Origin of the sequence: Streptomyces sp. NEAU-YJ-81, from assembly GCF_017592595.1 — a bacterium.
In the GTDB taxonomy this organism is placed as follows: Bacteria; Actinomycetota; Actinomycetes; order Streptomycetales; family Streptomycetaceae; genus Streptomyces; species Streptomyces hygroscopicus_B.
Genome location: NZ_JAGFNO010000012.1, coordinates 59,529 through 84,660, shown reverse-complemented (window position 1 = coordinate 84,660; position 25,132 = coordinate 59,529). Strand labels below are relative to the sequence as shown.

19 protein-coding genes and 1 tRNA gene are annotated in these 25,132 nt (G+C 68.9%); 15 read left to right on the top strand and 5 right to left on the bottom strand.

From position 1 onward, the window contains the following. Positions 1 to 75: 75 nt before the first annotated feature. Positions 76 to 2,814 (bottom strand): DNA polymerase I, encoded by a 2,739-nt coding sequence (polA, locus tag J5X86_RS25025; protein ID WP_208518991.1) that lies wholly within the window; start codon positions 2,812 to 2,814, stop codon positions 76 to 78. A 233-nt stretch (positions 2,815 to 3,047) separates the two neighbouring features. On the opposite strand from polA, the gene J5X86_RS25020 reads away from it, so the two are divergent. From J5X86_RS25020 to J5X86_RS24985, 8 genes are all read left to right on the top strand, one after another. After that, entirely contained in the window at positions 3,048 to 5,354 is a 2,307-nt protein-coding gene (locus J5X86_RS25020) for an FdhF/YdeP family oxidoreductase (RefSeq protein ID WP_208518990.1), read from the top strand. Between the two features lie 62 nt (positions 5,355 to 5,416). After that, the gene (locus J5X86_RS25015) at positions 5,417 to 5,932 is read left to right on the top strand and encodes a hotdog fold thioesterase (RefSeq protein ID WP_119986987.1); all 516 of its coding nucleotides are present in this window, start codon (positions 5,417 to 5,419) and stop codon (positions 5,930 to 5,932) included. Positions 5,933 to 6,129: 197 nt separating this feature from the next. Then, positions 6,130 to 6,519, top strand: coding sequence for a hypothetical protein (locus tag J5X86_RS25010; protein ID WP_208518989.1), 390 nt, complete (start codon positions 6,130 to 6,132; stop codon positions 6,517 to 6,519). A 464-nt stretch (positions 6,520 to 6,983) separates the two neighbouring features. Beyond that, positions 6,984 to 8,216 carry a branched-chain amino acid ABC transporter substrate-binding protein gene (locus tag J5X86_RS25005; protein ID WP_208518988.1) on the top strand — a complete coding sequence of 411 codons (1,233 nt, stop codon included), beginning with the start codon at positions 6,984 to 6,986 and terminating at the stop codon, positions 8,214 to 8,216. Between the two features lie 104 nt (positions 8,217 to 8,320). Continuing rightward, positions 8,321 to 9,253: a branched-chain amino acid ABC transporter permease gene (locus J5X86_RS25000; RefSeq protein ID WP_014059924.1), complete on the top strand. Its 933-nt coding sequence runs from the start codon at positions 8,321 to 8,323 to the stop codon at positions 9,251 to 9,253. A 12-nt stretch (positions 9,254 to 9,265) separates the two neighbouring features. Then, positions 9,266 to 11,020, top strand: coding sequence for a branched-chain amino acid ABC transporter permease (locus J5X86_RS24995; protein ID WP_208518987.1), 1,755 nt, complete (start codon positions 9,266 to 9,268; stop codon positions 11,018 to 11,020). Next, positions 11,017 to 11,934, top strand: coding sequence for an ABC transporter ATP-binding protein (locus J5X86_RS24990; protein WP_208518986.1), 918 nt, complete (start codon positions 11,017 to 11,019; stop codon positions 11,932 to 11,934). The genes J5X86_RS24995 and J5X86_RS24990 overlap by 4 nt, the downstream gene beginning before the upstream one ends. Beyond that, on the top strand, positions 11,931 to 12,647 hold the full coding sequence (locus J5X86_RS24985) for an ABC transporter ATP-binding protein (RefSeq protein WP_208518985.1): 717 nt from the start codon (positions 11,931 to 11,933) through the stop codon (positions 12,645 to 12,647). The genes J5X86_RS24990 and J5X86_RS24985 overlap by 4 nt, the downstream gene beginning before the upstream one ends. A 77-nt stretch (positions 12,648 to 12,724) precedes the next feature. Here J5X86_RS24985 and J5X86_RS24980 read toward each other — a convergent pair whose 3' ends face one another. Further along, entirely contained in the window at positions 12,725 to 13,357 is a 633-nt protein-coding gene (locus J5X86_RS24980; protein ID WP_208518984.1) for an ANTAR domain-containing response regulator, read from the bottom strand. A 94-nt stretch (positions 13,358 to 13,451) separates the two neighbouring features. Between J5X86_RS24980 and J5X86_RS24975 the strand changes: the two genes are divergently transcribed. Together J5X86_RS24975 and J5X86_RS24970 are read left to right on the top strand one after the other, a co-directional pair. Next, positions 13,452 to 13,534: transfer RNA gene (locus J5X86_RS24975), tRNA-Leu, on the top strand. Between the two features lie 79 nt (positions 13,535 to 13,613). Next, entirely contained in the window at positions 13,614 to 14,393 is a 780-nt protein-coding gene (locus tag J5X86_RS24970) for a helix-turn-helix domain-containing protein (RefSeq protein WP_208518983.1), read from the top strand. 35 nt (positions 14,394 to 14,428) lie between these two features. Here J5X86_RS24970 and pyk read toward each other — a convergent pair whose 3' ends face one another. Both pyk and J5X86_RS24960 read right to left on the bottom strand, forming a co-directional pair. Further along, positions 14,429 to 15,859 (bottom strand): pyruvate kinase, encoded by a 1,431-nt coding sequence (pyk, locus tag J5X86_RS24965; protein ID WP_078640861.1) that lies wholly within the window; start codon positions 15,857 to 15,859, stop codon positions 14,429 to 14,431. A 157-nt stretch (positions 15,860 to 16,016) separates the two neighbouring features. Then, complete coding sequence (locus tag J5X86_RS24960; RefSeq protein ID WP_208518982.1) at positions 16,017 to 16,760, bottom strand: SIMPL domain-containing protein; 744 nt, start codon at positions 16,758 to 16,760, stop codon at positions 16,017 to 16,019. A 225-nt stretch (positions 16,761 to 16,985) separates the two neighbouring features. Between J5X86_RS24960 and J5X86_RS24955 the strand changes: the two genes are divergently transcribed. The 3 genes from J5X86_RS24955 to J5X86_RS24945 all read left to right on the top strand — a co-directional run bounded on the left by J5X86_RS24955 (position 16,986) and on the right by J5X86_RS24945 (position 22,194). Beyond that, positions 16,986 to 18,782, top strand: a complete 1,797-nt coding sequence (locus tag J5X86_RS24955) for a bifunctional UDP-sugar hydrolase/5'-nucleotidase (protein ID WP_208518981.1) — start codon at positions 16,986 to 16,988, stop codon at positions 18,780 to 18,782. Between the two features lie 316 nt (positions 18,783 to 19,098). Beyond that, positions 19,099 to 20,409, top strand: coding sequence for an MFS transporter (locus J5X86_RS24950; protein WP_208518980.1), 1,311 nt, complete (start codon positions 19,099 to 19,101; stop codon positions 20,407 to 20,409). 66 nt (positions 20,410 to 20,475) lie between these two features. Beyond that, positions 20,476 to 22,194: a long-chain fatty acid--CoA ligase gene (locus J5X86_RS24945; protein WP_208518979.1), complete on the top strand. Its 1,719-nt coding sequence runs from the start codon at positions 20,476 to 20,478 to the stop codon at positions 22,192 to 22,194. Positions 22,195 to 22,287: 93 nt separating this feature from the next. On the opposite strand, the gene J5X86_RS52515 is transcribed toward J5X86_RS24945, so the two are convergent. Further along, the gene (locus tag J5X86_RS52515; RefSeq protein WP_208518978.1) at positions 22,288 to 22,992 is read right to left on the bottom strand and encodes a GntR family transcriptional regulator; all 705 of its coding nucleotides are present in this window, start codon (positions 22,990 to 22,992) and stop codon (positions 22,288 to 22,290) included. A 134-nt stretch (positions 22,993 to 23,126) separates the two neighbouring features. On the opposite strand from J5X86_RS52515, the gene leuC reads away from it, so the two are divergent. After that, a complete protein-coding gene (gene leuC / locus J5X86_RS24935) occupies positions 23,127 to 24,527 on the top strand; it encodes a 3-isopropylmalate dehydratase large subunit (protein ID WP_374229289.1) in 1,401 nt (466 codons plus the stop codon). A gap of 5 nt (positions 24,528 to 24,532) precedes the next feature. Then, on the top strand, positions 24,533 to 25,123 hold the full coding sequence (leuD, locus tag J5X86_RS24930) for a 3-isopropylmalate dehydratase small subunit (RefSeq protein WP_208518976.1): 591 nt from the start codon (positions 24,533 to 24,535) through the stop codon (positions 25,121 to 25,123). Positions 25,124 to 25,132 lie beyond the last annotated feature (9 nt).

Below are 25,132 nucleotides of genomic sequence, written 5' to 3'. Positions count from 1 at the left end.
GCGCGTCAACTCTGGTGACACTACGACAACTTATGGCCCGCAGCTACCGGTGCAAACGCCACATCAGTGGAACCCTCAGTGAGCCGCCGATTCCCAGTCCGACCCGGATCCTACCGATACGCCCAGCGGAGCGCTCAGACTGAAGGCGCCCGTCATCTCCCGGCGGACCAGCTCCTCGACCCGCTCCCGCTCACCGGGCGCGATCTCCAGCACGATTTCGTCGTGGACCTGCAACAGCATCCGCGACGAGAGTTTCTCCCCCGTCAACGCCGCGTCCACCTTGAGCATCGCGATCTTCACGATATCGGCGGCGGTGCCCTGGATCGGGGCGTTGAGCGCCATCCGCTCGGCCATCTCGCGGCGCTGGCGGTTGTCGCTGGTGAGGTCCGGGAGATAGCGGCGGCGGCCGAGCATGGTCTCGGTATAGCCGGTGGCGCGCGCCTCCTCGACGACCCGCTGCAGATAGTCGCGCACCCCGCCGAACCGCTCGAAGAAGGTCTCCATCAGCTTGCGGGCCTCATCGGGGGTGATGCCCAGCTGCTGGGAGAGACCGAACGCCGAAAGGCCGTACGCCAGCCCGTAGGACATGGCCTTGATCTTGCGGCGCATCTCCGGGTCGACCGCCGACTTGTCGACGGAGAAGACCTGGGAGGCGACCGTGGTGTGCAGGTCCTCACCGGAGGTGAACGCCTCGATCAGGCCCTCGTCCTCGGAGAGATGGGCCATGACGCGCAGCTCGATCTGGCTGTAGTCGGCGGTCATCAGCGACTCGAAGCCGTCACCGACGACGAAGCCGCGCCGGATCGCCCGGCCCTCGTCCGTGCGCACCGGGATGTTCTGCAGATTGGGGTCGGTGGAGGAGAGCCGGCCGGTGGCCGCCACGGTCTGGTTGAAGGTGGTGTGGATGCGGCCGCCGGGGGCGATCGTCTTGATCAGGCCCTCGACGGTGGAGCGCAGCCGCGCCTGCTCCCGGTGGCGCAGCATGATCACCGGGAGTTCGTGGTCGGTCTGCCCGGCGAGCCACGCCAGCGCGTCGGCGTCCGTGGTGTACCCGGTCTTGGTCTTCTTGGTCTTGGGCAGGCCCAGCTCGCCGAAGAGCACCTCCTGGAGCTGCTTGGGCGAGCCGAGGTTGAACTCATGGCCCACCGCGGCGTGCGCCTCCTGCACGGCGTGCTGCACGGCGGCCGCGAACTGCTGCTCCATGCGCTCCAGCCACCCGCGGTCGGCGGCGATACCCGACCGCTCCATCCGGGCCAGCAGCTCTGAGACGGGCAGCTCCATGTCGTGCAGCAGCCCGGCCGCGCCCACGTCCTTCAGCCGGCCGCCGAACGCCTCGCCCAGGTCCAGGATCGTCCGCGCCTTGATCATCAAGGCGTCCCGCTCGGCCTCGTCATCGGCGCCGAAGGCCAGCTGGCCGCTGTCGGCGGCGACCGCCGGGGACAGCTCACGGCCCAGGTACTCCACCGACAGGGCGTCCAGCTCGAAGGAGCGGCGGCCGGGCTTGACCAGATAGGCCGCCAGCGCGGTGTCCATGGTGACGCCCGCGACGGACCAGCCGTGCTCGGCGAAGACCCGCATGATCCCCTTGGCGTTGTGCAGCACCTTGGGGCGGTCCGGGTCCGAGATCCACTCGGCGAACGCCCGCTCGTCGGCCTCGTCCAGCTGCGAGGGGTCGAAGAACGCGGCGGGGCCGGAACCGGTGGCCAGCGCGATCTCGCTGACGCTGCCGCTGCCCAGCGCCCAGGTGTCGACGGTGGCCAGGCCCAGCGGGGCGTCACGGTGGCTCTCCAGCCAGGGGGCGAGCTCACCGGCGCCCAGCGCCACTCCGTCGACCGCGATACCCGGCTCCGCGGCCGCGGGCTCGTCCGCCGCCGCGCCCGGGTCGACGGCCATGATCCGGTCGCGGAAGTTCTGGTGGCGGAACTCCAGCGCGTCCAGGATCGCCGAGAGCGCCTCCCGGTCGTACGGAGTGCGCCCCAGCCCCTCGGGGCCGGCGGCCAGCTCCACATCCCGCACCAGCTCGGTCAGCTGGCGGTTGAGCTTGACGGACTCCAGGTGGTCGCGGAGCTTCTCGCCGACCTTCCCCTTGACCTCGCCGACCCGCTCCACCAGCTCCTTGAAGGAGCCGAACTGATTGATCCACTTCGCCGCGGTCTTCTCGCCGACACCCGGGATGCCGGGGAGGTTGTCCGACGGATCGCCGCGCAGGGCCGCGAAGTCGGGGTACTGCGCCGGGGTGAGGCCATACTTCTCGTGCACCTTCCCGGGGGTGAACCGGGTCAGCTCGGAGACGCCCTTGGTGGGGTAGAGCACCGTGACATGGTCGGTGACCAGCTGGAACGAATCCCGGTCGCCGGTGACGATCAGCACGTCGAAGCCCTGCTCCTCGGCCTGGGTGGCGAGGGTGGCGATCACGTCGTCGGCCTCGAAGCCGTCCACCGCGAAGCGCGTGATGTTCATGGCGTCCAGCAGCTCGCCGATCAGCTCGACCTGGCCCTTGAACTCGTCGGGGGACTTGGAGCGGTTCGCCTTGTACTCCGTGAACTGCTCGGAGCGCCAGGTCTTGCGCGAGACGTCGAACGCCACCGCGAGGTGTGTGGGCTGCTCATCACGGAGCGTGTTCGCCAGCATCGAGGTGAAGCCGTAGACCGCGTTGGTGGTCTGGCCGGTGGTCGTGCTGAAGTTCTCCGCCGGCAGCGCGAAGAACGCCCGGTATGCCAGGGAATGCCCGTCCAGCAGGAGCAGGCGGGGACGGTCCTCCCCCGTGCGGTCGGAAGCGGGCGCTGCGGTCTTCTTCGATGCTTTCTCTGCCACGCCCCCGATCCTGCCACGGCCCACCGACAATGCCTCCCGCCCCGGCCACCGGACCGGCCCGCCCCCGGCCACCCGGACCGGACCGGGCACAAGATCGGACCGGGCCGCGTACAAGATCGTGCCCCCGCACAGCCGGACCGGGCCGCCGCCCCGGCTGTCGTAGGCCCGTGACAGGATTTGACCCACAGGTCCACGCACAGGTCCCGCAACGCTCGAGCCCAAGGGGAGCGACGATGGCAGCCAAGCCGCCCGCAGGCGATCCGATCCAGGACGCGCCCGAGGTCACACCCCCGCAACATGCCGCGGCCGGGCTGCCGGCGGTGGGGCATTCGCTGCGCATCGCCCAGCAGCAGATGGGGGTGCGCCGCACCGCGCTCACGCTCCTGCGCGTCAACCAGAAGAAGGGCTTCGACTGCCCCGGCTGCGCCTGGCCCGAGCCGGACAAGCGCCACGCGGCCGAGTTCTGTGAGAACGGGGCGAAGGCCGTCGCCGAGGAGGCCACCCTTCGCCGGGTCACCCCCGACTTCTTCGCCGCCCACCCGGTGGCCGATCTCGCCACCCGCAGCGGCTACTGGCTCGGCCAGCAGGGCCGGCTCACCCAGCCCATGTATCTGGACGAGGGCGCCGAGCGGTACGAGCCGGTGTCCTGGGACCGGGCCTTCGACATCATCGGCGACGAGCTGACCGCGCTCGACTCCCCCGACGAGGCGGTCTTCTACACCTCGGGCCGCACCAGCAACGAGGCGGCCTTCCTCTACCAGCTCTTCGCGCGCGAATTCGGCACCAACAACCTCCCCGACTGCTCCAACATGTGCCATGAGTCCTCCGGCTCGGCGCTCACCGAAACCCTCGGCGTCGGTAAGGGCAGCGTGCTGCTCGAGGACCTCTACCAGGCCGACCTGATCATCGTGGCCGGGCAGAACCCGGGCACCAACCACCCGCGCATGCTCTCCGCCCTGGAGAAGGCGAAGGCCAACGGCGCGAAGATCATCTCCATCAACCCGCTGCCCGAGGCCGGGCTGGAGCGGTTCAAGAACCCGCAGAACGCGCGCGGCCTCTCCGGCGTCGGCACCGCGCTCACCGATCTCTTCCTGCAGATCCGGCTCGGCGGCGACCAGGCGCTGTTCCGCCTCCTCAACAAGCTCATCCTGGAAGCGTCCGACAGCGCCTCCGGCGCGGGCGAGGGAGCCACCGACGAGCAGTTCATCGGCGAGCACACCCACGGCTTCGAGGAGTTCGCCAAGGCCGCCCGCGACGCCGACTGGGACGAGACGCTGCGCGCCACCGGCCTCGACCGCGCCGACATCGACAGCGCGCTGCGCATGGTCCTCGACTCCAAGCGCACCATCGTGTGCTGGGCGATGGGCCTGACCCAGCACAAGCACTCGGTGCCCACCATCCGGGAGGTCGTCAACTTCCTGCTGCTGCGCGGCAACGTCGGCCGCCCCGGCGCCGGGGTCTGCCCGGTGCGCGGCCACAGCAATGTGCAGGGCGACCGCACCATGGGCATCTTCGAGCGCCCCGCCCCGGCCTTCCTCGACGCCCTGGAGCGCGAGTTCGGCTTCGCCCCGCCCCGTGAGCACGGCTTCGACGTCGTGCGGGCCATCCGCGCCCTGCGCGACGGCCAGGCGAAGGTCTTCTTCGCCATGGGCGGCAACTTCGTGGCGGCCTCCCCCGACACCGAGGTCACCGAGGGCGCGATGCGCGCCGCGCGGCTGACCGTCCATGTCTCCACCAAGCTCAACCGCTCCCATGTGGTCACCGGGGCGCGGGCGCTGATCCTGCCCACCCTCGGCCGCACCGAGGCCGATCTGCAGGGCGGCGGCCCGCAGTTCGTGACCGTCGAGGACTCCATGGGCATGGTGCACGCCTCCCGTGGGCGCCTGGAGCCCGCGAGCTCCCATCTGCTCTCCGAACCGGCCATCGTCTGCCGGCTGGCCCGCCGGGTGCTGGGCCCCGAAAGCCACACCCCCTGGGAGGAGTTCGAGAAGGACTACGCGCGGATCCGCGACCGTATCGCCGCCGTCATCCCCGGCTTCGAGGACTTCAACACCCGGGTGAGCGACCCCTCCGGTTTCGCCCTGCCGCACGCCCCGCGCGACAGCCGCAGCTTCCCCACCACCACCGGTAAGGCCAACTTCACCGCGGCCCCCGTCGAGTACCCCACGGCGCCCGAGGGCCGGCTGCTGCTGCAGACCCTCCGCTCCCACGACCAGTACAACACCACCATCTACGGCCTGGACGACCGCTACCGCGGCATCAAGAACGGCCGCCGGGTGGTGCTGGTGCACCCCGAGGACGCCCAGGAGCTCGGGCTGGCCGACGGGAGCTATGCCGATCTGGTCAGCGAGTGGACGGACGGCATCGAGCGGCGCGCCACCGGCTTCCGCGTGATCCACTACCCGACCGCGCGCGGCTGCGCCGCCTCGTACTACCCGGAGACCAACGTCCTGGTCCCGCTGGACGCCACCGCCGACACCAGCAACACCCCGGCGAGCAAGTCCGTGGTGGTCCGCCTGGAACAGACACCCCCGGCCTAAGCGTTTGCTCAGTCACCTGGTAAGAAGGTGGCCACCACAAGCAATCGAACGGAGCCGGTCCGATGGGCGAGCAGACCAGCGTGAAGTTCCCGCAGGAGGTAATCGACGAGTACGCGGCGCTCGGCGTGGATCTTCCCGCGCTGTTCTCCGCCGGGCACCTGGGCACCCGCATGGGCGTGCAGATCCTGGAAGCCTCCGCGGACCGCGTCGTGGCCACCATGCCCGTGGAGGGCAACACCCAGCCGTACGGCCTGCTGCACGGCGGCGCCTCCGCCGTGCTGGCCGAAACTCTCGGTTCGGTCGGCTCGATGCTCCACGGCGGCAGCGGGCGGATCGCGGTCGGCGTCGACCTCAACTGCACCCACCACCGCGGAGTGCGCTCCGGCCTCGTCACCGGCGTCGCCACCCCCGTCCACCGGGGCCGCTCCACCGCCACCTACGAGATCGTCATCAGCGATGAGCAGGACCGGCGGGTGTGCACCGCGCGCCTCACCTGCCTGCTGCGCGAGGTCGACGAGGCCGGCCAGGCCAAGACGGTCGCCGAGGTCACCGAGGCCAAGGAGCGCGGCGAAGCGTGACGCCCGGCGGGCCGGACGCCCCCGGGCGGCGTCCGGCGCCCCGCTTCCGGCCCGGCCGATCCGGCCCTCGCCGCAACGGCCTGCGTCATCGCCGTTGTCCCCCCGGGAGGCCGGGTCTAGCGTGACTCCCCATGGGGGCAACGGCCCGGGCGGGTTCCTGGCCCGCCACCGTCTGTGGCTGCACTCTCGTACTCGCCGTGACACTGACCGGATGCGGCGGATCCGGTTCCGGCAGCTCTGACGGCTCTCGCGGCTCGGGTGACAGCGCCCCGTCCGCATCCGGCCCCGGCCCCAACAGCCCCACGCCACAGGCGCCTTCGCCCGTACGGCTGTGCGCCGATCTCATCTCCTACTGGGCCGAACAGGACCTCGCGGGCAGCCGCTGGGCCGGGCTCGACTGGGAGCAGAAGGGGCTCTCCAACCAGCAGTACGAGATCTACGACGACATCGTCCACGCCGCGCGCGCCGAGCGGCGGCGGCATGGCACCCCGGCCGCCAAAGCGCTGATCAAACGCCTGGCCGAGCGCCGCTGCGCGGCCACGAACGGCGCCACCCACAGCTCCGAGAACTGGCGCCCGCCACCCTGAGCCGCACCCGTCCGGCACCCCCGCCACCGCACCGGACCGACGCCGACAGTCGTAACACTCCGTAACACTGACGCAATATGAGATCGCATTTTCGCCACCCGCGACGCCCCTGAACTCGATCTTTCTCCGCTCGCCCGCACCCGGCGCTTCGCGCATCGTTCACCAGTCCCCCGCACTCCTTAGCGGAACTGCAGCTTCTCAGGATCCGGACCTAATGGTTGGATCAGATTCGCCCCATTCATCCCTTACGTTCCGCTACACGGACATCCTGGGTGACGCGCGTCATAACAAGACAGTCACATCATCGTCTAGACCTCTGCCCCCGATCGCGCCCCGCGCTTAGAGTCACAGCCAGTCACGGCCCCGTGGGGTGTACGCCGCACCCGCACGGCCATTCCAGGTTCATCCGGCGAGGACACGGCACCCCATGAACCCGGGGTGCCGGGCCAGCGAAAGGATTCCTCGTGCGACACCGTTCCTTGCTCATCATCACGACCGCGATCACTGCGGGCGCCCTCACCCTCAGCGCCTGCGGGTCGCGCGACGACAAAGACGACAGTGGCGGCAAGGACAGCAAGACCACCGTGGTCATCGGTGTCGACGCCCCGCTCACCGGCTCGCTGTCCGCCCTCGGCCAGGGCATCAAGAACTCCGTCGACCTCGCGGCGAAGGTGGCCAACAAGAACAACGAGGTCGACGGGGTCACCTTCAAGGTCAAGTCCTTCGACGACCAGGCCGTGCCCTCCTCCGGCAAGGCGAACGCGACCTCGATGGTCGACGACGAGGACATCCTCGGCGCGGTCGGGCCGCTGAACTCGGGCGTCGCCCAGTCCATGCAGGGCGTCTTCGACCGGGCCGACCTCGCCCAGGTCTCCCCCGCCAACACCAACCCGGCCCTCAGCCAGGGTGACGACTGGGCCTCGGGCAAGAAGTCGCGTCCCTTCAAGACCTACTTCCGCACCGCGACCACCGACATCATCCAGGGCCGCTTCGCCGCGCAGTACTACTACAAGGACGCGAAGAAGCGGAAGGTCTTCGTCGTCGACGACAAGCAGGCGTACGGCAACGGCCTCGCCACCATCTTCGCCGAGGAGTTCAAGCGCCTCGGCGGCAAGGTCGTCGGCCGGGACCACCTGACCGTCAAGGAGACCGACTTCTCCGGCATCTCCAGCAAGGTCAAGTCCACCGGCGCCGACTCCGTCTACTTCGGCGGCCAGTACCCCGAGGGCGGTCTGCTGTCCGACCAGGTCAAGCAGGCCGGCGCGCAGGTCCCGATCATGGGCGGCGACGGCATCTACGACCCCGCCTTCATCAAGGCGTCGGGCACCAACAACGACGGCGACCTCGCCACCTCCGTCGGCTACCCGGTCGAGCAGCTCGACTCCGCCAAGACCTTCGTGAAGAACTACGGGGACCAGCACTACAAGGACCCGTACGCGGCCTACGGCGGCTACTCCTACGACGCCGGCTGGGCCATCATCCAGGCCGTCAAGGCCGTCGTCGAGGACAACGACGGCAAGCTCCCGGACGACGCCCGCGCCAAGGTCACCGAGGCGCTCGGCAAGGTCTCCTTCGACGGCGTCACCGGCAAGGTCTCCTTCGACCAGTACGGCGACACCACCAACAAGCAGCTGACCGTCTACAAGGTCACCAAGGGCACCTGGAAGTCCGTGAAGAGCGAGACCTTCAAGGACTGACCCCCGGCGGCGATCCGCACACCCAACGAAACGAATCCGCGCGAGGGCGTACACCATCGCCCTCGCGCGGCGTCATATCCGACACGCTCATCGGAGGCCCTGCGGTGCACGAACTGCCGCAAACGCTGGTCAACGGCCTGACCCTTGGCGCCCTCTACGGCTTGATCGCCATCGGGTACACCATGGTCTACGGCATCGTCCAGCTCATCAACTTCGCCCACGGCGAGATCTTCATGATCGGGGGCTTCGGGGCCCTCACCATCTACATCTGGCTGCCCAGCGGCACCGCGCTCTCCCTCGCCCTGCCCCTCATGCTGATCGGCGGCGTCATCGCCTCGGTCGCCATCGCCACCGCGGCGGAACGCTTCGCCTACCGGCCCCTGCGCGGCGGCCCCCGGCTCGCCCCCCTGATCACCGCGATCGGCCTGTCCATCGCGCTGCAGCAGGCCGTCTGGGCCTTCTACCCCGACGCCAAGAAGCCCCGCAGCTTCCCGCAGTTCGAAGGCTCCTCGTTCGAGATCTTCAGCGATCTCCACATCCAGCGCGGCGACGCCTTCCTCCTCATAGCCGCCCCGGTGTGCATGCTCGCCCTCGGGCTGTTCGTCTCCAAGAGCCGCGCCGGCCGCGCCATGCAGGCCACCGCACAGGACCCCGACACCGCCAAGCTCATGGGCATCAACACCGACCGCATCATCGTGATGGCCTTCGCCATCGGCGGTGCGTTCGCCGCCGTCGCCGCCCTCTCGCACGGGCTCAAGTACGGCCAGATCAACTTCGAGATGGGCTTCATCGCCGGTCTCAAGGCGTTCACCGCCGCCGTGCTCGGCGGCATCGGCAACATCTACGGCGCCATGCTCGGCGGCGTCGTCCTCGGCATCGTCGAGGCCCTGGCCATCAAGTACATCCAGGACATCCCCGGGATGGATCAACTCGGCGGCGGCGCCTGGAAGGACGTATGGGCCTTCACCCTGCTCATCGTCGTCCTGCTGGTCAGGCCACAGGGCCTGCTCGGCGAACGCGTCGCGGACCGGGCGTGAGGGAGTGAACCGATGACCACCGACAAGACCCAGCCCACCCCCGTGAACGAGGCCGAGGCCGGCGCCACCGCGCCGCGCACCACCCTGCTCCGCGTCCTCAGCGCGGCCGGCGGCGCCGCCGCCGTCGTCTCCACCTTCCTCGCCTGGACCTGGACCGCCGAATTCCCCGGCGATCTGACCGTCTACGGCTACCCGGGCGGACTGCAGCTCCTCACCCTCGTCCTCGGCATCGCCACCGCCGTCTTCGCGCTGGCCGCCCTCGACCTGAAGGGCCTGCGCTGGCTCACCCCCAGCGGCTCCACCGGGGCCCTGCGGATGCTGGCCCTCGGCACCTTCGCCATCACCTGGTTCACCGTCATCGCCATCGCCGTGGATCTGGACGGCCTGGTCAACCTCGAACCCGGCGGCTGGATCGCCGCGGTGGTGACCGCCGCCCCCGTGGCCACCACCTTCCTGCTCCCGGACGACACCCGCCCCCAGTGCCGCCCCAAGAAGCTGCCCTCCTGGGCCGAGATCCTGATCATCGCGGGCGTCTTCGCCCTCGGCCTCTACGTGGTCAACTACGGCATCCAGACCGACGCCGACCACCCCGAGCCGTTCATCGGCTACCTCATCGCCGTCGCGTTCGCCGCCGTCGCCCTCGTCAAGGCCGGGCTCGTCAACCGGGTCAGCGAACTCACCAGCGCCTACCGCTCCACCACCCTGGTCGCGGCGCTGATCACCGCGATCGTCTTCCCCTTCTTCCAGGACAAGTCCAGCTTCACCGAACTCGGCGTCAACATCGCGATCTTCGCGACCGTCGCCCTCGGCCTGAACATCGTCGTCGGCCTCGCCGGCCTCCTGGACCTCGGATACGTCGCCTTCCTCGGCGTCGGCGCCTACACCGCCGCCCTGGTCTCCGGATCCACCGCCTCGACCCTCGACGTCAGGTTCCCCTTCTGGGCCGCCGTCATCACCGGTGGCGTGGTCTCGCTGATCTTCGGCGTCGTCATCGGCGCCCCCACCCTGCGGCTGCGCGGCGACTACCTCGCCATCGTCACCCTCGGCTTCGGAGAGATCTTCCGTCTCGCCATGCTGAACCTCGACGGCACCTCAGGACCCTCCGTCACCAACGGCCCCGACGGCATCCCCAACATCCCGCCGCTGGAGATCTTCGGGTTCAACTTCAACGACGACCACAGCATCGCCGGGCTCAGCCTCGACTCCAACGGCAACTACTACCTGCTGATGCTGCTGGTCACCGTCGTCGTCGTGCTGATCTTCAGCCGCGCGGGCAACTCCCGCATCGGCCGCGCCTGGGTCGCCATCCGCGAGGACGAGACCGCCGCCACCGCCATGGGCATCAACGGATTCCGGGTCAAGCTGGTCGCCTTCGCGCTCGGCGCCACCCTCGCCGGAGTCGCCGGCGCCGTATGGGCCCACTTCCAGTCCACCGTCGTCCCCGAGCAGTACGTCTTCGCCGGCCCCGTCCCGCCCAACTCCACCTTCCTGGTCGCCGCCGTCATCCTCGGCGGCATGGGCACCATCGGCGGCCCGCTACTCGGCGCCACCCTGCTCTACCTGATCCCCAAGAAGCTGGAATTCCTCCAGGACTACCAGCTCCTCGCCTTCGGTATCGCGCTCATCCTGCTGATGCGCTTCCGCCCCGAAGGGATCGTCCCCAACCGGCGGCAGCAGCTCGAGTACCACGAGACCGGCCAGCTCGACGTCCCCGGCGCGACCGGACTCAAGGACGGTGCCGTCGGCGTCACCAAGGCGGAGGCATGACACAGATGACCACCACCACGACCTCCCCCGTCCTCACCGCCACCGGCGTCACCATGCGCTTCGGCGGACTCACGGCCGTACAATCCGTCGACCTCGACGTCCACCCCGGCGAGATCGTCGGCCTCATCGGTCCCAACGGCGCGGGCAAGACCACCTTCTTCAACTGCCTCACCGGCCTCTACATCCCCACCGAGGGCAGCGTCGCCTACCGGGGCACCGTCCTGCCGCCCAAGCCCCACCTCGTCACCCAGGCAGGCATCGCCCGCACCTTCCAGAACATCCGGCTCTTCGCCAACATGACGGTCCTCGAGAACGTCCTCGTCGGCCGCCACACCCGCACCAAGGAGGGCCTGTGGTCGGCCCTCCTGCGCGGCCCCGGCTTCAAACGCGCCGAGGCCGCCTCCAAGGCCCGCGCCATGGAACTCCTGGAGTTCACCGGCCTCGCCGACAAGGCCGACCACCTCTCCCGCAACCTCCCCTACGGCGAACAGCGCAAGCTGGAGATCGCCCGCGCCCTCGCCAGCGACCCCGGACTGCTGCTCCTCGACGAGCCCACCGCCGGAATGAACCCCCAGGAGACCCGCGCCACCGAGGAACTGGTCTTCGCCATCCGGGACCTGGGCACCGCCGTACTCGTCATCGAGCACGACATGCGCTTCATCTTCAACCTCTGCGACCGGGTCGCCGTCCTCGTCCAGGGCCAGAAGCTCGTCGAGGGCAGCTCGGAGGTCGTCCAGAGCGACGAGCGCGTCATCGCCGCCTACCTCGGCACCCCCTTCGAAGGCGCCCCCGGCGCGGAGGAGGCCGCCGAGGTCGAGGCCGCGGAGGCCGGGGCCACCACCGGCGCCACGACCGGCGCCCCGCAGGACGAGACCCAGCGGGGCACCACAGCACGTACGGAGGACGGACAGTGACCGCACTGCTCGAGGTCGAGGACCTGCGCGTCGCCTACGGCAAGATCGAGGCCGTCAAGGGCATCTCGTTCAGCGTCGAGGCCGGCCAGGTCGTCACCCTCATCGGTACCAACGGCGCGGGCAAGACCACCACGCTGCGCACCCTGTCCGGCCTGCTCGAGCCCCTCGGCGGGGAGATCCGCTTCAACGGCCAACCGCTGAAGGGCGTCCCCGCACACAAGATCGTCGCCCTGGGGCTGGCCCACTCGCCCGAGGGGCGGCATATCTTCCCGCGGCTGTCGATCGCCGAGAACCTCCAGCTCGGAGCGTTTCTCCGGAAGGACGCGGACGGCATAGCCGCCGACATCCGCCACGCGTACGACCTCTTCCCCATCCTCGGCGAACGCCGCGCCCAGGCGGCCGGCACCCTCTCCGGCGGCGAGCAGCAGATGCTCGCGATGGGGCGGGCCCTGATGTCCCGCCCCAAGCTGCTGATGCTCGACGAGCCCTCGATGGGCCTCTCGCCGATCATGATGCAGAAGATCATGCACACCATCGCCGAGCTCAAGTCCCAGGGCACGACGATCCTGCTGGTCGAACAGAACGCCCAGGCAGCTCTGTCGCTGGCCGATCAGGGCCATGTGATGGAGATCGGCAAGATCGTGCTGTCGGGGACGGGGGATGCGCTGCTGCACGACGAGTCGGTGCGGAAGGCGTACCTCGGCGAGGACTGAGGACTAAGGACTGGCAGAAACGGTAAGGGGCCCGTACCGCCAACGCGGCGGTACGGGCCCCTTCCGCTCGTCCCCTACTACTCCTTGGCCTTTTTCTCCGCCGCGTCCTCGATGACGGCCTCGGCCACCTGCTGCATCGACAGCCGGCGGTCCATCGAGGTCTTCTGGATCCAGCGGAAGGCGGCGGGCTCGGTCAACCCGTACTGCGTCTGCAGAATGCTCTTGGCCCGGTCGACCAGCTTGCGGGTCTCCAGCCGCTGGGAGAGGTCGGCGACCTCCTGCTCCAGGGTCTTCAGCTCGGTGAAGCGGGAAACGGCCATCTCGATGGCCGGGACCACATCGCTCTTGCTGAACGGCTTCACCAGATACGCCATCGCCCCGGCATCCCGGGCCCGCTCGACCAGCTCGCGCTGGGAGAAGGCGGTCAGCATCAGGACGGGGGCGATACGGTCGGCCGCGATCCGCTCGGCGGCGGAGATGCCGTCGAGAACCGGCATCTTCACATCGAGGATGACGAGGTCGGGGCGGTGCTCCTGGGCAAGCGCGACAGCCGTCTCACCATCGCCCGCCTCGCCGACGACGGAGTACCCCTCCTCCTCGAGCATCTCCTTCAGGTCGAGGCGGATCAGGGCCTCGTCCTCGGCGATGACGACGCGTGTGGTGTACGGCGGAATATGCGACTGCTCGTCGACGGGCTCGGTGGCGCTCACGGGGCTCCTCGTTCCTGGCAGGTACTGCACCTTGAGCCTACCTGCGAGACGAGTTCGACTCGCACACGGTAAGCTATGCGCGCTGCAACTCCTTGCCGGGTTGGTGGAACGGTATACACGGAGGTCTCAAACACCTCTGCCCGAGAGGGCTTGCGGGTTCGAATCCCGCACCCGGTACTTGAAGCGGACTCTCACATTCGCGTGGTACGGGCCGAATTCGGCTCAGCGCCATCCCCATAAGTGCGACGCTCGGCACATGGACGATTACAGCCCGTCGCTTCGACACGACGCTGTGGCACTGATGCGACAAGGCGTCGCCAATCGCGACGTGGCCGAGCTTCTCGGAATCCCACGGGGCACCGTTGGCTGGTGGCGGTATCAGGACCGAAAGCAGCGGGGCGAGCTCTTCGTGCAGCCCACGGACTGCCCCCAATGCACTGACCGAGCGTTCGACCACCGGTCGTATGCATACCTTCTGGGCCTCTATCTCGGCGACGGCCATATCGTCTCCAAGCCCAAACAGCACCATCTGTCCATCTTCTGCGCCGACGCCTGGCCCGGTCTGATCGACGAGGCGGAGACCGCCATGCGCAAGGTGATGCCCAAGCCCAGCGTGAAGCGGCGGCAGAAGAACGGCTGCGCCGAGGTGAAGTCGTACACGAAGCACTGGACGTGCATGTTTCCGCAACATGGGCCAGGAAAGAAGCACGACCGCGTCATAGCCCTGGAGCCCTGGCAGCAGGCGATCGTGGACGCACACCCATGGGAATTCATCCGCGGGTTATTCCACTCCGACGGCTGCCGCGTCACCAACTGGACCACCCGCATCGTCGCCGGGAAGCCGAAGCGCTACGAATACCCTCGGTACCTCTTCACCAACAAGTCCGACGACATCCGGAAGCTCTGCTCCGACACCCTCACCAAGGTCGGCGTCGAGTGGACCACGCTCGCGCGCGGGAGCGATCCGTTCAACATCTCCGTCGCCCGGCGTGCCTCCGTCGCCCTCATGGATACGCACGTCGGGCCGAAGTACTGAGCCCAGTACTTCGGCCCCAAGGGAGCGAGGTTCGGCTACCTCAGGTCGTCCGCGCCGATGTGGTGGACGCGCACGAGGTTGGTGGAGCCGGAGACGCCGGGCGGGGAGCCGGCGGTGATGATGACGAGGTCGCCCTTGCGGCAGCGGCCGAGGCGCAGCAGTTCCTCGTCGACCTGGGCCACCATCTCGTCCGTGGAGTTGACCATCGGGCCGAGGAAGGTCTCGACGCCCCAGGTCAGATTGAGCTGGGAGCGGGTGCCCGGGTCCGGGGTGAACGCCAGGAGGGGGATCGGGGAGCGGTAGCGGGAGAGGCGGCGGACGGTGTCGCCGGACTGGGTGAAGGCGACGAGGAACTTCGCGCCGAGGAAGTCGCCCATCTCGGCCGCCGCGCGGGCCACCGCGCCGCCCTGGGTGCGGGGCTTGTTGCGCTCGGTGAGCGGGGGGAGGCCCTTGGCGAGGATGTCCTCCTCGGCGGCCTCGACGATGCGGCCCATCGTCTTGACCGTGACGATCGGGTACTTGCCGACGCTGGTCTCGCCGGAGAGCATCACCGCGTCCGTGCCGTCGATGATCGCGTTGGCGACGTCGGACGCCTCCGCGCGGGTGGGGCGGGAGTTCTCGATCATCGAGTCGAGCATCTGGGTCGCGACGATCACCGGCTTGGCGTTCCGCTTGGCCAGCTTGATCGCGCGCTTCTGGACCATCGGCACCTGCTCGAGCGGCATCTCCACGCCGAGGTCGCCGCGGGCGACCATGATGCCGTCGAAGGCGTCGACGATGCCCTCGAGGTTCTCGACCGCCTGCGGCTTCTCGATCTTGGCGATGACGGGGAGCCGGCGGTCCTCCTCGTCCATCACCCGGTGGACGTCCACGACATCGTTGCCGTTGCGGACGAAGGAGAGGGCGATGACGTCGGCGCCGATGCGCAGTGCCCAGCGCAGGTCCTCGATGTCCTTCTTGGACAGCGCGGGGACGGAGACGGCCACGCCGGGGAGGTTGAGCCCCTTGTGGTCGGAGATCATGCCGCCTTCGATGGCGATGGTGTGCACCCGGGGGCCGTCGATGTCGACGACCTCGAGGGTGACCCGGCCGTCGTCGACGAGGATCCGCTCACCCTTGCTGACGTCGCCGGCCAGCCCCTCGTAGGTGGTGCCGCAGCGGAACCGGTCGCCCTCGATGGGTTCGACGGTGATGATGAACTCGTCTCCGCGTTCAAGGAGTACGGGTCCTTCGCGGAAGCGGCCGAGCCGAATCTTCGGACCTTGAAGGTCGGCGAGGATGCCGACGCTGCGGCCGGTTTCCAGCGAGGCTTTGCGCACTCGCCGATAACGCTCCTCGTGCTCGGCATAGGTGCCGTGGCTGAGGTTGAAGCGGGCCACATCCATTCCGGCTTCGATGAGTGCCTTGATCTGCTCGTACGAGTCGGTGGCGGGTCCCAAAGTACAGACGATTTTTGCTCGGCGCATGGTGCCGAGCCTATGACTTACCGGCGAGTAAAGAGCCCAGAACTTCACACTCCTCCATGGCCTTTGGATGGCGGGCTATTGACAACTAATGAAACGTGCAGCGGGGTGCTCCGATGAGCGTTTCGGAGGTTGGTTTCAAGACTGGGAAGGAGGGCCCTCAGAGCTCGGGAGGGGTGATCGTGAAGCGCGCGTTGACATGCGCATACACCGTCTGGCGCTGCGGTTCGAGGTCGAGCGCGGCGACGTCGTCCCGGTCGGCGGGGCCACCGAAGGCGGACCGGCCGCGCGTGGCGGCGGCCACGGGCTGCAGCGGGCTCTGCTCCGCCTCGAGGTCGGCGAGCTCGGTGAGCGCGACCAGCCGGGAGCCGAGCGCTCCGGCGTACTCGCGGGCCCGCTGCACCGCCTCCCGCACCGCCTGCTGCCGGGCCCGGCCGTAGGCGGGCGAGTCGGGGCGCAGCCCCCACCAGGGGCCGTCGACGCGGGTGAGGTCGAGGTCGGCGAGGCGGGTGGTGAGCTCGCCGAGGGCGGTGAAGTCGGTGAGGGTCGCGGTGAGGTGCACCCGCCCGTGGTAGGCGCGTACGCGCTCATGGCGGCTCTTGGGGTTGATCTCGGGGGTGACCGAGAAGGCGCCGGTCTCCAGCTTCTCGACGGCTTCGCCGTAGGGCTTCACCAGCGCGAGGACCTGGTTGTTACGGCGGGTGAGGTCGTCGAGCGCGGCGCGCCGGTCGGCGCCGCGGGCGCTGACGGTGATGGTGAGCCGGGCGATCTCGGGGTCGACCTCCAGCGTTGCCTCGCCGCGGACGGCGACGCGCGGGGTGTCGGGGGTGCCGTAGGGCACGGGGGCGGCAGGCGCCGGGGCGGCGGGCTGCGGCGGCTGGCTGGGGTGGGCCGGCTGGTCCATGGCGGCTCCTGGTCGGGTGTGCGCGGGGTGGTGTCCGGAGCGTACGACGCCCGGGGCCTCGGCGGGGTGGGACGACCCGGCCGTTGAATTCTGGTCTGACCGCCCCTCAAGGAGCGCCGGGGGCAACCTGATCGCAATCTGCCGGGGGTGGTGCGGAGCGGTGCGGCTGGGCCAGAATCTACGCGCGTTGTGCTCATTTCGCAGGTATCTCAGAGGAGATCAGCCATGCCGCTCAACCGTCGGAAGTTCCTGGGTCGCACCGCGGCGACCAGTGCGGGGGCCGCCCTCGCCTCGGCCGCGGCCGCCGTCCCGGCCGAGGCGCGGGGGCACGGGCGCCCCCGGCGGCGGTACGCCTTCACCGTGATGGGCACGACCGATCTGCACGGCAACGTCTTCAACTGGGACTACTTCACCGACGCCGAGTTCGACGACACGGCGCACAACGATGTGGGCCTGGCGAAGATCTCCACGCTGGTCGATCAGGTCCGTGAGGAGAAGGGGCGCCGCAATACGCTGCTGATCGACGCGGGCGACACCATCCAGGGCACCCAACTGTCGTACTACTACGCCAGGGTGGACCCGATCACCGGGGCGGACGGCCCGGTGCATCCCATGGCGCAGGCGATGAACGCGATCGGCTATGACGCGGCGGCGCTGGGCAACCATGAGTTCAACTACGGCATCCCGGTGCTGCGGAAGTTCGAGGAGCAGTGCGACTTCCCGTTGTTGGGGGCGAACGCGCTGGACGCGAAGACGCTGCGGCCCGCCTTCGCGCCGTACTGGATGACGCGGCTGCGCACCCCGTGCGGGCGGGATGTGAAGGTGGCGGTGCTGGGGCTGACCAATCCGGGCATCGCGATCTGGGACAAGGTCAATGTGCAGGGCAAGATGACCTTCCCGGGCCTGGAGGAGCAGGCGGCGAAGTGGGTGCCGCGGCTGCGGTCGATGGGCGCTGACGTGGTGATCGTCTCGGCGCATTCGGGGACCAGCGGCACCTCCAGCTACGGCGACCAGGTGCCGTATATGGAGAACGCGGCGGCGCTGGTGGCCGAGAAGGTGGCGGGGATCGACGCGATCCTGGTGGGCCACGCGCATGTGGAGATCCCGGAGTCACGGGTGGTCAACAAGGAGACCGGGCACGAGGTCGTGTTGTCGGAGCCGCTCAAGTGGGGTCAGCGGCTCACCCTCTTCGACTTCGAGCTGGAGTGGGAGCGGGGCCGCTGGCAGGTGGCGTCGGTGTCGGCGAAGGTGCTGAACTCCAACACGTCCGAGGAGGACCCGCGGATCGTGCGGCTGCTCGGCGATGAGCACAAGAAGGTCGTCGGGTACGTCAACCAGGTCATCGGCACCTCGACGGCGGCGATGGCGGCGACCGAGGCCGCGTACAAGGACGTGCCGATTCTCGACTTCATCAACCATGTGCAGTCGGAGACGGTGAAGGCGGCGCTGGCCGGGACGGAGTACGCGGCGCTGCCGGTGCTCTCGCAGGCGTCGTGCTTCTCCCGTACGGCGTCGATCCCGGCCGGGGAGGTCACGATCCGGCAGGTGGCGGGGTTGTATCCGTTCGAGAACACGCTGGAGGCGCGGGTGCTGACCGGCGCCCAGATCAAGGAGTACCTGGAGTTCTCGGCGCGGTACTACGTGCAGACCGCGCCGGGCGGGGATGTGGACCCGTCGAAGCTGACGAACGCCGACAACACGCCCGACTACAACTACGACGCGGTCGGCGGCCTTACGTACGAGATCGACATCGCGAAGGCGCCGGGCTCGCGGATCGCGGGGCTGAGCTTCGACGGCAAGCCGATCGATGAGAAGGCGCAGTTCGTGCTGGCGGTGAACAACTACCGGGCGAGCGGGGGCGGCAACTTCCCGCATGTGGCCTCCGCGAAGCAGGTGTGGGCCAATTCGGAGGAGATCCGGAACACCATCATCGCCTGGGTGCAGGCGGAGAAGACGATCGATGTGTCGCGGTTCGGGTCCGTGGACTGGAAGCTGACCCGCGACGGCGTTCCGGTGTTCTAAGGGTCCGTCTTCGGACGGATCCTGCCCGGGGCAGGACTGACGCGTACGTGACCGCCGCTTCGCAGGAAGCGGCGGTCTTCTTCGTTCTCGTTGCGATGAGCGCGGCAGGGCGATGCGAAAGATTCCCGAAACCAGGCGTTGACGAACCTACAATATTGTCCCACACTTTTGCCCCATCGACTCGGGTGCCGCCTCGGAACACCCTCCGCGCGCCGACGAACCCAGACGACAGGGAGAAACACATGTCTCACTTGCCCGGCGCCCCGCCGCCCCCACAGATATCGGGTCCCCTCACCGAGCGTCCGCGGCGGCGACGGTGACCGCCACGGGCCGGGCGACCGTACCCACCGGGTCCGCCCCCGGCGCCCACGGCACAGGCCGCTGGTACCGACAAGTGGACGCCACGGCATGGCGAGCCCTCATCGCGGGCGGCGGGGCGTGGCTCTTCGAGGTATTCGACGTCACGCTGCTGTCCCTGACCACCCCCGCGCTGCTGGCCGACTTCAGCACCACCAAGGCACAGATCGGTCTCATCGGCACCATCCAAGCCGTGGGAATGCTCGTCGGCGGTATCGCAGGGGGTGCGATCGCCGACCGCATCGGCAGGGTGAGGTCCCTGAGCTACGCCACCGCCCTATACGCCCTCTTCACGGGCCTGGCGGCCCTGTCGCCCTCCTTGGGCGTCTTCGCATTGCTGCGGCTCCTCGCCGGCCTGGGAATGGGCGCCACCTGGTCGGCGGGCGCCGCGCTCATCGCCGAAACCTGGCCCGCGGAGCACCGTGGCAAGAGCGGCGCGCTGATGCAGATCGGGTGGCCGCTGGGCAACCTGCTCGGATTGGGCGTCGCGGCCGTGGTCACCGCGTCCAACGGGGGAGAACTGCACCACGGTGGTTGGCGGATCCTCTACGCGGTCGGGGCGCTGCCGCTGCTGCTCGCTCTCTACATCCGGGTGGCCACACCGGAATCAGCAAGTTGGTCAAGGGACAACGCATCGGACCACTCGCGCCCCCGGGTCCGCACACTGCTCGCCCGCGGAACGCGTGAACCGCTGCTGCTGGGCGTGGTGTTCGTGCTCCTGCTGCAGTACATGTTCTGGGGCGTGGTCTCCTTCCTGCCGACATACCTGGTCGAGGTGGACGGGATCTCGCTGGCCAAGAGCCTGGCATTCCTGCTCATCCAGCAGGCGGGAGTGGCGGTGGGAATCATCGCCTACCTGGGTGTCGGGGACCGGTGGGGCCGCAAGCCCACCTTCATCGCCTACCTCACCCTGACCGCCTGCGGCATACTCCTGCTGATCAGCACACGCTCACATCCCGCAGTCATCGTCGCCAGCCTCCTCGCCGGGATGGGAGTGAGCGGAATCCTCGCGGGGATCGTGCCCTGGGCCGCCGAAATGGTGCACCAATCCCCCATCCGCGCGACGGCCATGTCCGTCATCTACCACGGTGGACGCGTCGGCGCCGCCGCCGCGCCCTACATCATCGGCTCCCTCGCCGTGGGTACGACCGGATTCAAAATCGGAATGCTCACCACCGCGCTCGCCACGGTCGCGGGCATCATCGTCATGTCATTCGCTCCCGAGACCAAAGGCCGGGAACTGACCGCGAACGCCGCCTTCCACACATAGGACAGGCGCTGCGCCCGCCCACGCCTCCCTTCTGCCTCTCTCGTCCAGCCCAAGGACCCCACCCTCATGTTGAGCACCATGCAGGATGTTCCGCTTACCCTCGCCCGCGTTCTGAACCACGGCTCGACGGTGTTCGGGAACTCCACCGTCACCACCTGGTCCGAAAGCCACCCACCACGACGCCGCAGCTACGGGGAGACCGGCGCACGTGCTGCCCGCCTCGCCCACGCGCTTCGCGAGGAGCTCGGGATCCGCGACGGCGACAGGGTCGCCACGTTCATGTGGAACAACGCCGAACACTTGGAGGCCTACCTCGCCATCCCCGCGATGGGAGCAGTGCTGCACACCCTCAACCTCCGGCTGGCACCACATCAGCTCTCCTGGATCGTCAACCACGCCGCTGACGCTGTGATCATCGTTGACGGATCGCTGCTGCCGCTCCTCGCCCCGGTGCTGTCCGGACTGTCCTCGGTCGAGCACCTCATCGTCGCGGGCCCCGGGGACCATTCCGGGCTCGACGAGGCCCTCACGGCCCGGCGCCGGGCCGGCCGCGGCATCCACGTCCACGACTACGAGGAACTGATCGCAGCGCGGCCCGAGGAATATCCCTGGCGCGAGGACATCGACGAGCGGTCGGCCGCGGCGCTTTGCTACACCTCCGGCACCACCGGAAATCCCAAGGGCGTCGTCTACAGCCACCGTTCGATCTACCTGCACTCTCTGCAGTTGCAGGCCGCCGAGGCGTTCGCCCTCAGCTCCGCGGACACCGCCCTTCCCGTGGTCCCGATGTTTCACGTCAACGCCTGGGGCATCCCGCACGCCGCCTTCATGACCGGTGCCTCCTTGCTGATGCCGGACCGGTTTCTCCAAGGAGCGCCACTCGCCGACATGATCGCCGCCGAACGGCCCACTTTGGCGGCCGCGGTACCCACCGTGTGGGCCGCCCTGCTCGCCGAACTCGACGCGCGACAGCGCGACGTGTCCAGCCTGCGCACCGCGATCGTGGGCGGTTCCGCATGCGCCCCGTCACTGATGCGCGACCTCGAGAGCCGGCACGGCGTACGGGTCCTTCAGGCATGGGGAATGACCGAGACCTCACCCTTGGGGGCACTGGCCCGACCACCCGCCGACGTCGACCCCGAGCAGGCATGGAAGTACCGGGTCACCCAGGGCCGCGTCCCCGCCTCGGTCCAGGCCCGGCTGGTCGGCCTCTCCGGAGCCCCCGTCCCCCACGACGGGCGCACCAGCGGTGAGCTACAGGTGCGCGGCCCGTGGATCACCGGCTCCTACTACGAGGGGGCCCACCCGGCGGCGCCGTCGGACCCTCAGACCCCCGAAGCGCACGAGCGGTTCGACGGGGACTGGCTGCGCACCGGGGACATCGCGACGCTGACCCCGGACGGCTACCTCACCATCACCGACCGCGCGAAGGACCTCATCAAGTCAGGAGGCGAGTGGATCTCCTCGGTCGAACTCGAGAACCGCCTCATGGCGCACCCGGCGGTGACCGAGGCAGCCGTCGTCGCCGTACCCGATGAGCGTTGGGGGGAGCGCCCGCTGGCGGCAGTCGTGCTCCGTCCAGATGAGGACATCACATTCGGGCCGCTGCGCGACTTCCTCGCCGGGCACGTCGCGCCCTGGCAGTTGCCGGACCACTGGGTCTCGCTGCCCAGCCTTCCGAAGACCTCCGTGGGCAAACTCGACAAAAAGGCGCTCCGAGCTCGGTACGCCGACGGCAAGCTGGGCACCACTCGCGTCCCTGGGCGCCGGGAGCCGAGCGCCTGAAGGGGCGGTGGACTCTCCCCGCTCACGGGTTCGCCTGCCCGGCGGCACAGGGGACAGCGGAACCCGCCCCCCTGACCGGCTGGACAAGATCCCTCAGGCGAAGTCGCCGTCCGGGAGCTGCATGATGCCGCTTCTGGTGTGCCTCAGGTGACGGCGCATCAGTTCTTCGGCCCGGGTGCCGTCGCCGTCGAGAATTGCCTCGGCGAGGCTTTGGTGCTCGGTGACCGAGTATTCCCGCATGCCGGTCCTGTCGTGTATCGCCGCCGCCGAGCGGAACTGGATGCGGAAGGTCTGGATTTGGAGCTGGTCCACCAGCTCCTCCAGGCGCGGATGGGCGCTCAGCTCGACGATGGTGCGGTGAAAGTGAATGTTCTCGTCCATGTACGTCGGCAGTTCGGCGGTGCGGGCGACCTCATGCATGGACTCGAGTGCCGCCGACAGGCGATCACGGTGATCCGTTTCGTCGATCCGTTCGGCGGCGAGGCGGGAGGCGAGCCCTTCGAGGACTTCGCGCAGTTCGTAGAGCTGAGCCACGTCCTCGCGGGTCAGCCGGCGAATCGAGGCACCCCGATGCGCTTCGATCTGCACGAAGCCGTCGCTGCGCAGTCGTGACAGCGCCTCGCGCAGCGCGTTGCGTCCGACGCCGAGTTCTCGCATGAGGTCGGCCTCCACAAGGCGCTGACCGGGGACGTAGCGGCCGCTCTTGACTCCCTCCCGCACGGTGGCAACCACCCGCTCGACGGCGGATGACGCCCCATTGCGCCCCTCGCCGGTCACTGCTTGCTCACGTCCGGTCACTTTCGGTTTCCTCTCACTCGGCCGGGGCCGACCTTGTCAGACCCAGAACGCTACCCACATTTTGCCCCCTTGCATTATCCTACAATTTCGCCCTACCATCGGCGGGAAAATGAGACGTCTGCGAGGAGGTGCTTGTGAAGACGTTGGTCGAGAAGGTGTGGGACGCCCATGTCGTGCGGCGCGCCGAAGGCGAACCCGACCTGCTGTACATCGACTTCCACCTGCTGCACGAGGGCTCCAGTCCCCAGGCGTTCGCCGGGCTGCGTCAGTCCGGCAGGCGGGTGCGGCGCCCGGAGCTGACCATGGCGACCGAGGACCACATCGTCCCGACCCTCGCCATCGACCGCCCGGTCGGGGACCCGGTGGCCCGCATGATGATGGACGCGCTGCGGAGCAACTGCGCCGAGTTCGGAGTCCCGCTGCGCCGTATGGGCTCGGCGGACCAGGGGATCGTGCACGTCATCGGCCCGCAGCTGGGGATCACCCAGCCCGGCATGACCGTCCTGTGCGGCGACAGCCACACCAGCACCCACGGCGCGTTCGGGGCGCTGGCCTTCGGAATCGGCACCAGCGAGGTCGAGCATGTGCTGGCGACCCAGACGCTGCCCCTACAGCGGCCGAAGACGATGGCCGTCACGGTGAACGGCCGGCTGCCCGCCGGAGTCACCGCGAAGGATCTGATCCTGTCCGTCATCGCGAAGATCGGCACCGGCGGCGGCCAGGGCCACATCATCGAGTACCGCGGTGAGGCGATCCGGGCCCTGTCGATGGAGGGCCGGATGACGGTGTGCAATATGTCGATCGAAGCCGGCGCCCGGGCCGGGATGATCGCCCCGGATGAGACAACGTTCGCCTACCTGGCAGGCCGGAGGTACGTCCCGAAGGGCAGGGACTGGGAAACGTCGCTGGAGCGCTGGCGGTCCCTGGCCACCGACGAGGGTGCCGCCTTCGACACCGAGGTCGAACTGGACGCCACCGGACTGTCGCCGTACGTCACCTGGGGCACGAACCCCGGCCAAGCGGTACCGCTGTCCGGCACAGTCCCCGCCCCAGACGGCTTCGCCGACCCTCACAAGCGAACCGCCGCCGAGCAGGCCATGGCCTATATGGGACTCTCCCCGGGCACGCGGATGCGTGACATCGCCGTCGACGCCGTCTTCCTCGGATCGTGCACCAACGGGCGCGTCGAGGACCTGCGAGCCGCCGCCGAGATCCTGCACGGCAAAAAGATCGCGCCGGGCGTACGGATGGTCGTCGTCCCGGGATCCATGGGCGTCAAAGCCCAGGCCGAGTCCGAGGGACTGCACAAGGTCTTCCTCGCCGCGGGCGCGCAGTGGCGGGCTGCCGGCTGCTCGCTGTGCGTCGGCATGAACGACGACCGCCTGGGGCCCGGACAGCGCTGTGCTTCCACGTCCAACCGCAATTTCGAGGGCCGCCAGGGCAAAGGTACACGCACTCATCTGGTCTCTCCAGCCACCGCCGCTGCCACCGCTATCACCGGCCGTCTGGCCGCCCCCGCCGACCTGGACGCGTGATCATCATGCAGTCACTGAGCGTGCACACCGGACCCGCCGCCCCCTTGCGCCGCAACAACGTCGACACCGATCAGATCATCCCGGCCCGGTACTGCCTGACGGTCTCCCGCTCCGGATTCGCCGACCATCTGTTCCATACCTGGCGTCAGGACCCCGACTTCGTGCTCAACCGACCCGAGTACGCGCACGCCTCCGTGCTGCTGGCCGGGCCCGACTTCGGCACCGGCTCCTCCCGGGAACACGCCGTGTGGGCCCTCCAGGACTTCGGCTTCCGCGTCGTGGTGTCCGCCCGCTTCGGCGACATCTTCCGCGGCAACGCCACCAAATCGGGTCTCCTTCCCGCGCAACTCGACGAGGACGCCGTCCTCGCGCTGCAGCGGTGCGTCGAAGCCGACCACACCCAGCCGGTCACCGTGGACATCATCGAGCGCCGGGTGCGCTGCGCGGAGTTGGATCTGCCACTGGAGATCGACGACTTCACTCGCCGACGGTTCCTCGAAGGACTCGACGACGTCGACCTGACACTGCAGCATGCCGCCGCCATCACCGCTTACGAGTCCGGGCGGCCCGCGGGGCTGCCCGCCGTCCTGAACTGAGGAGCGGGA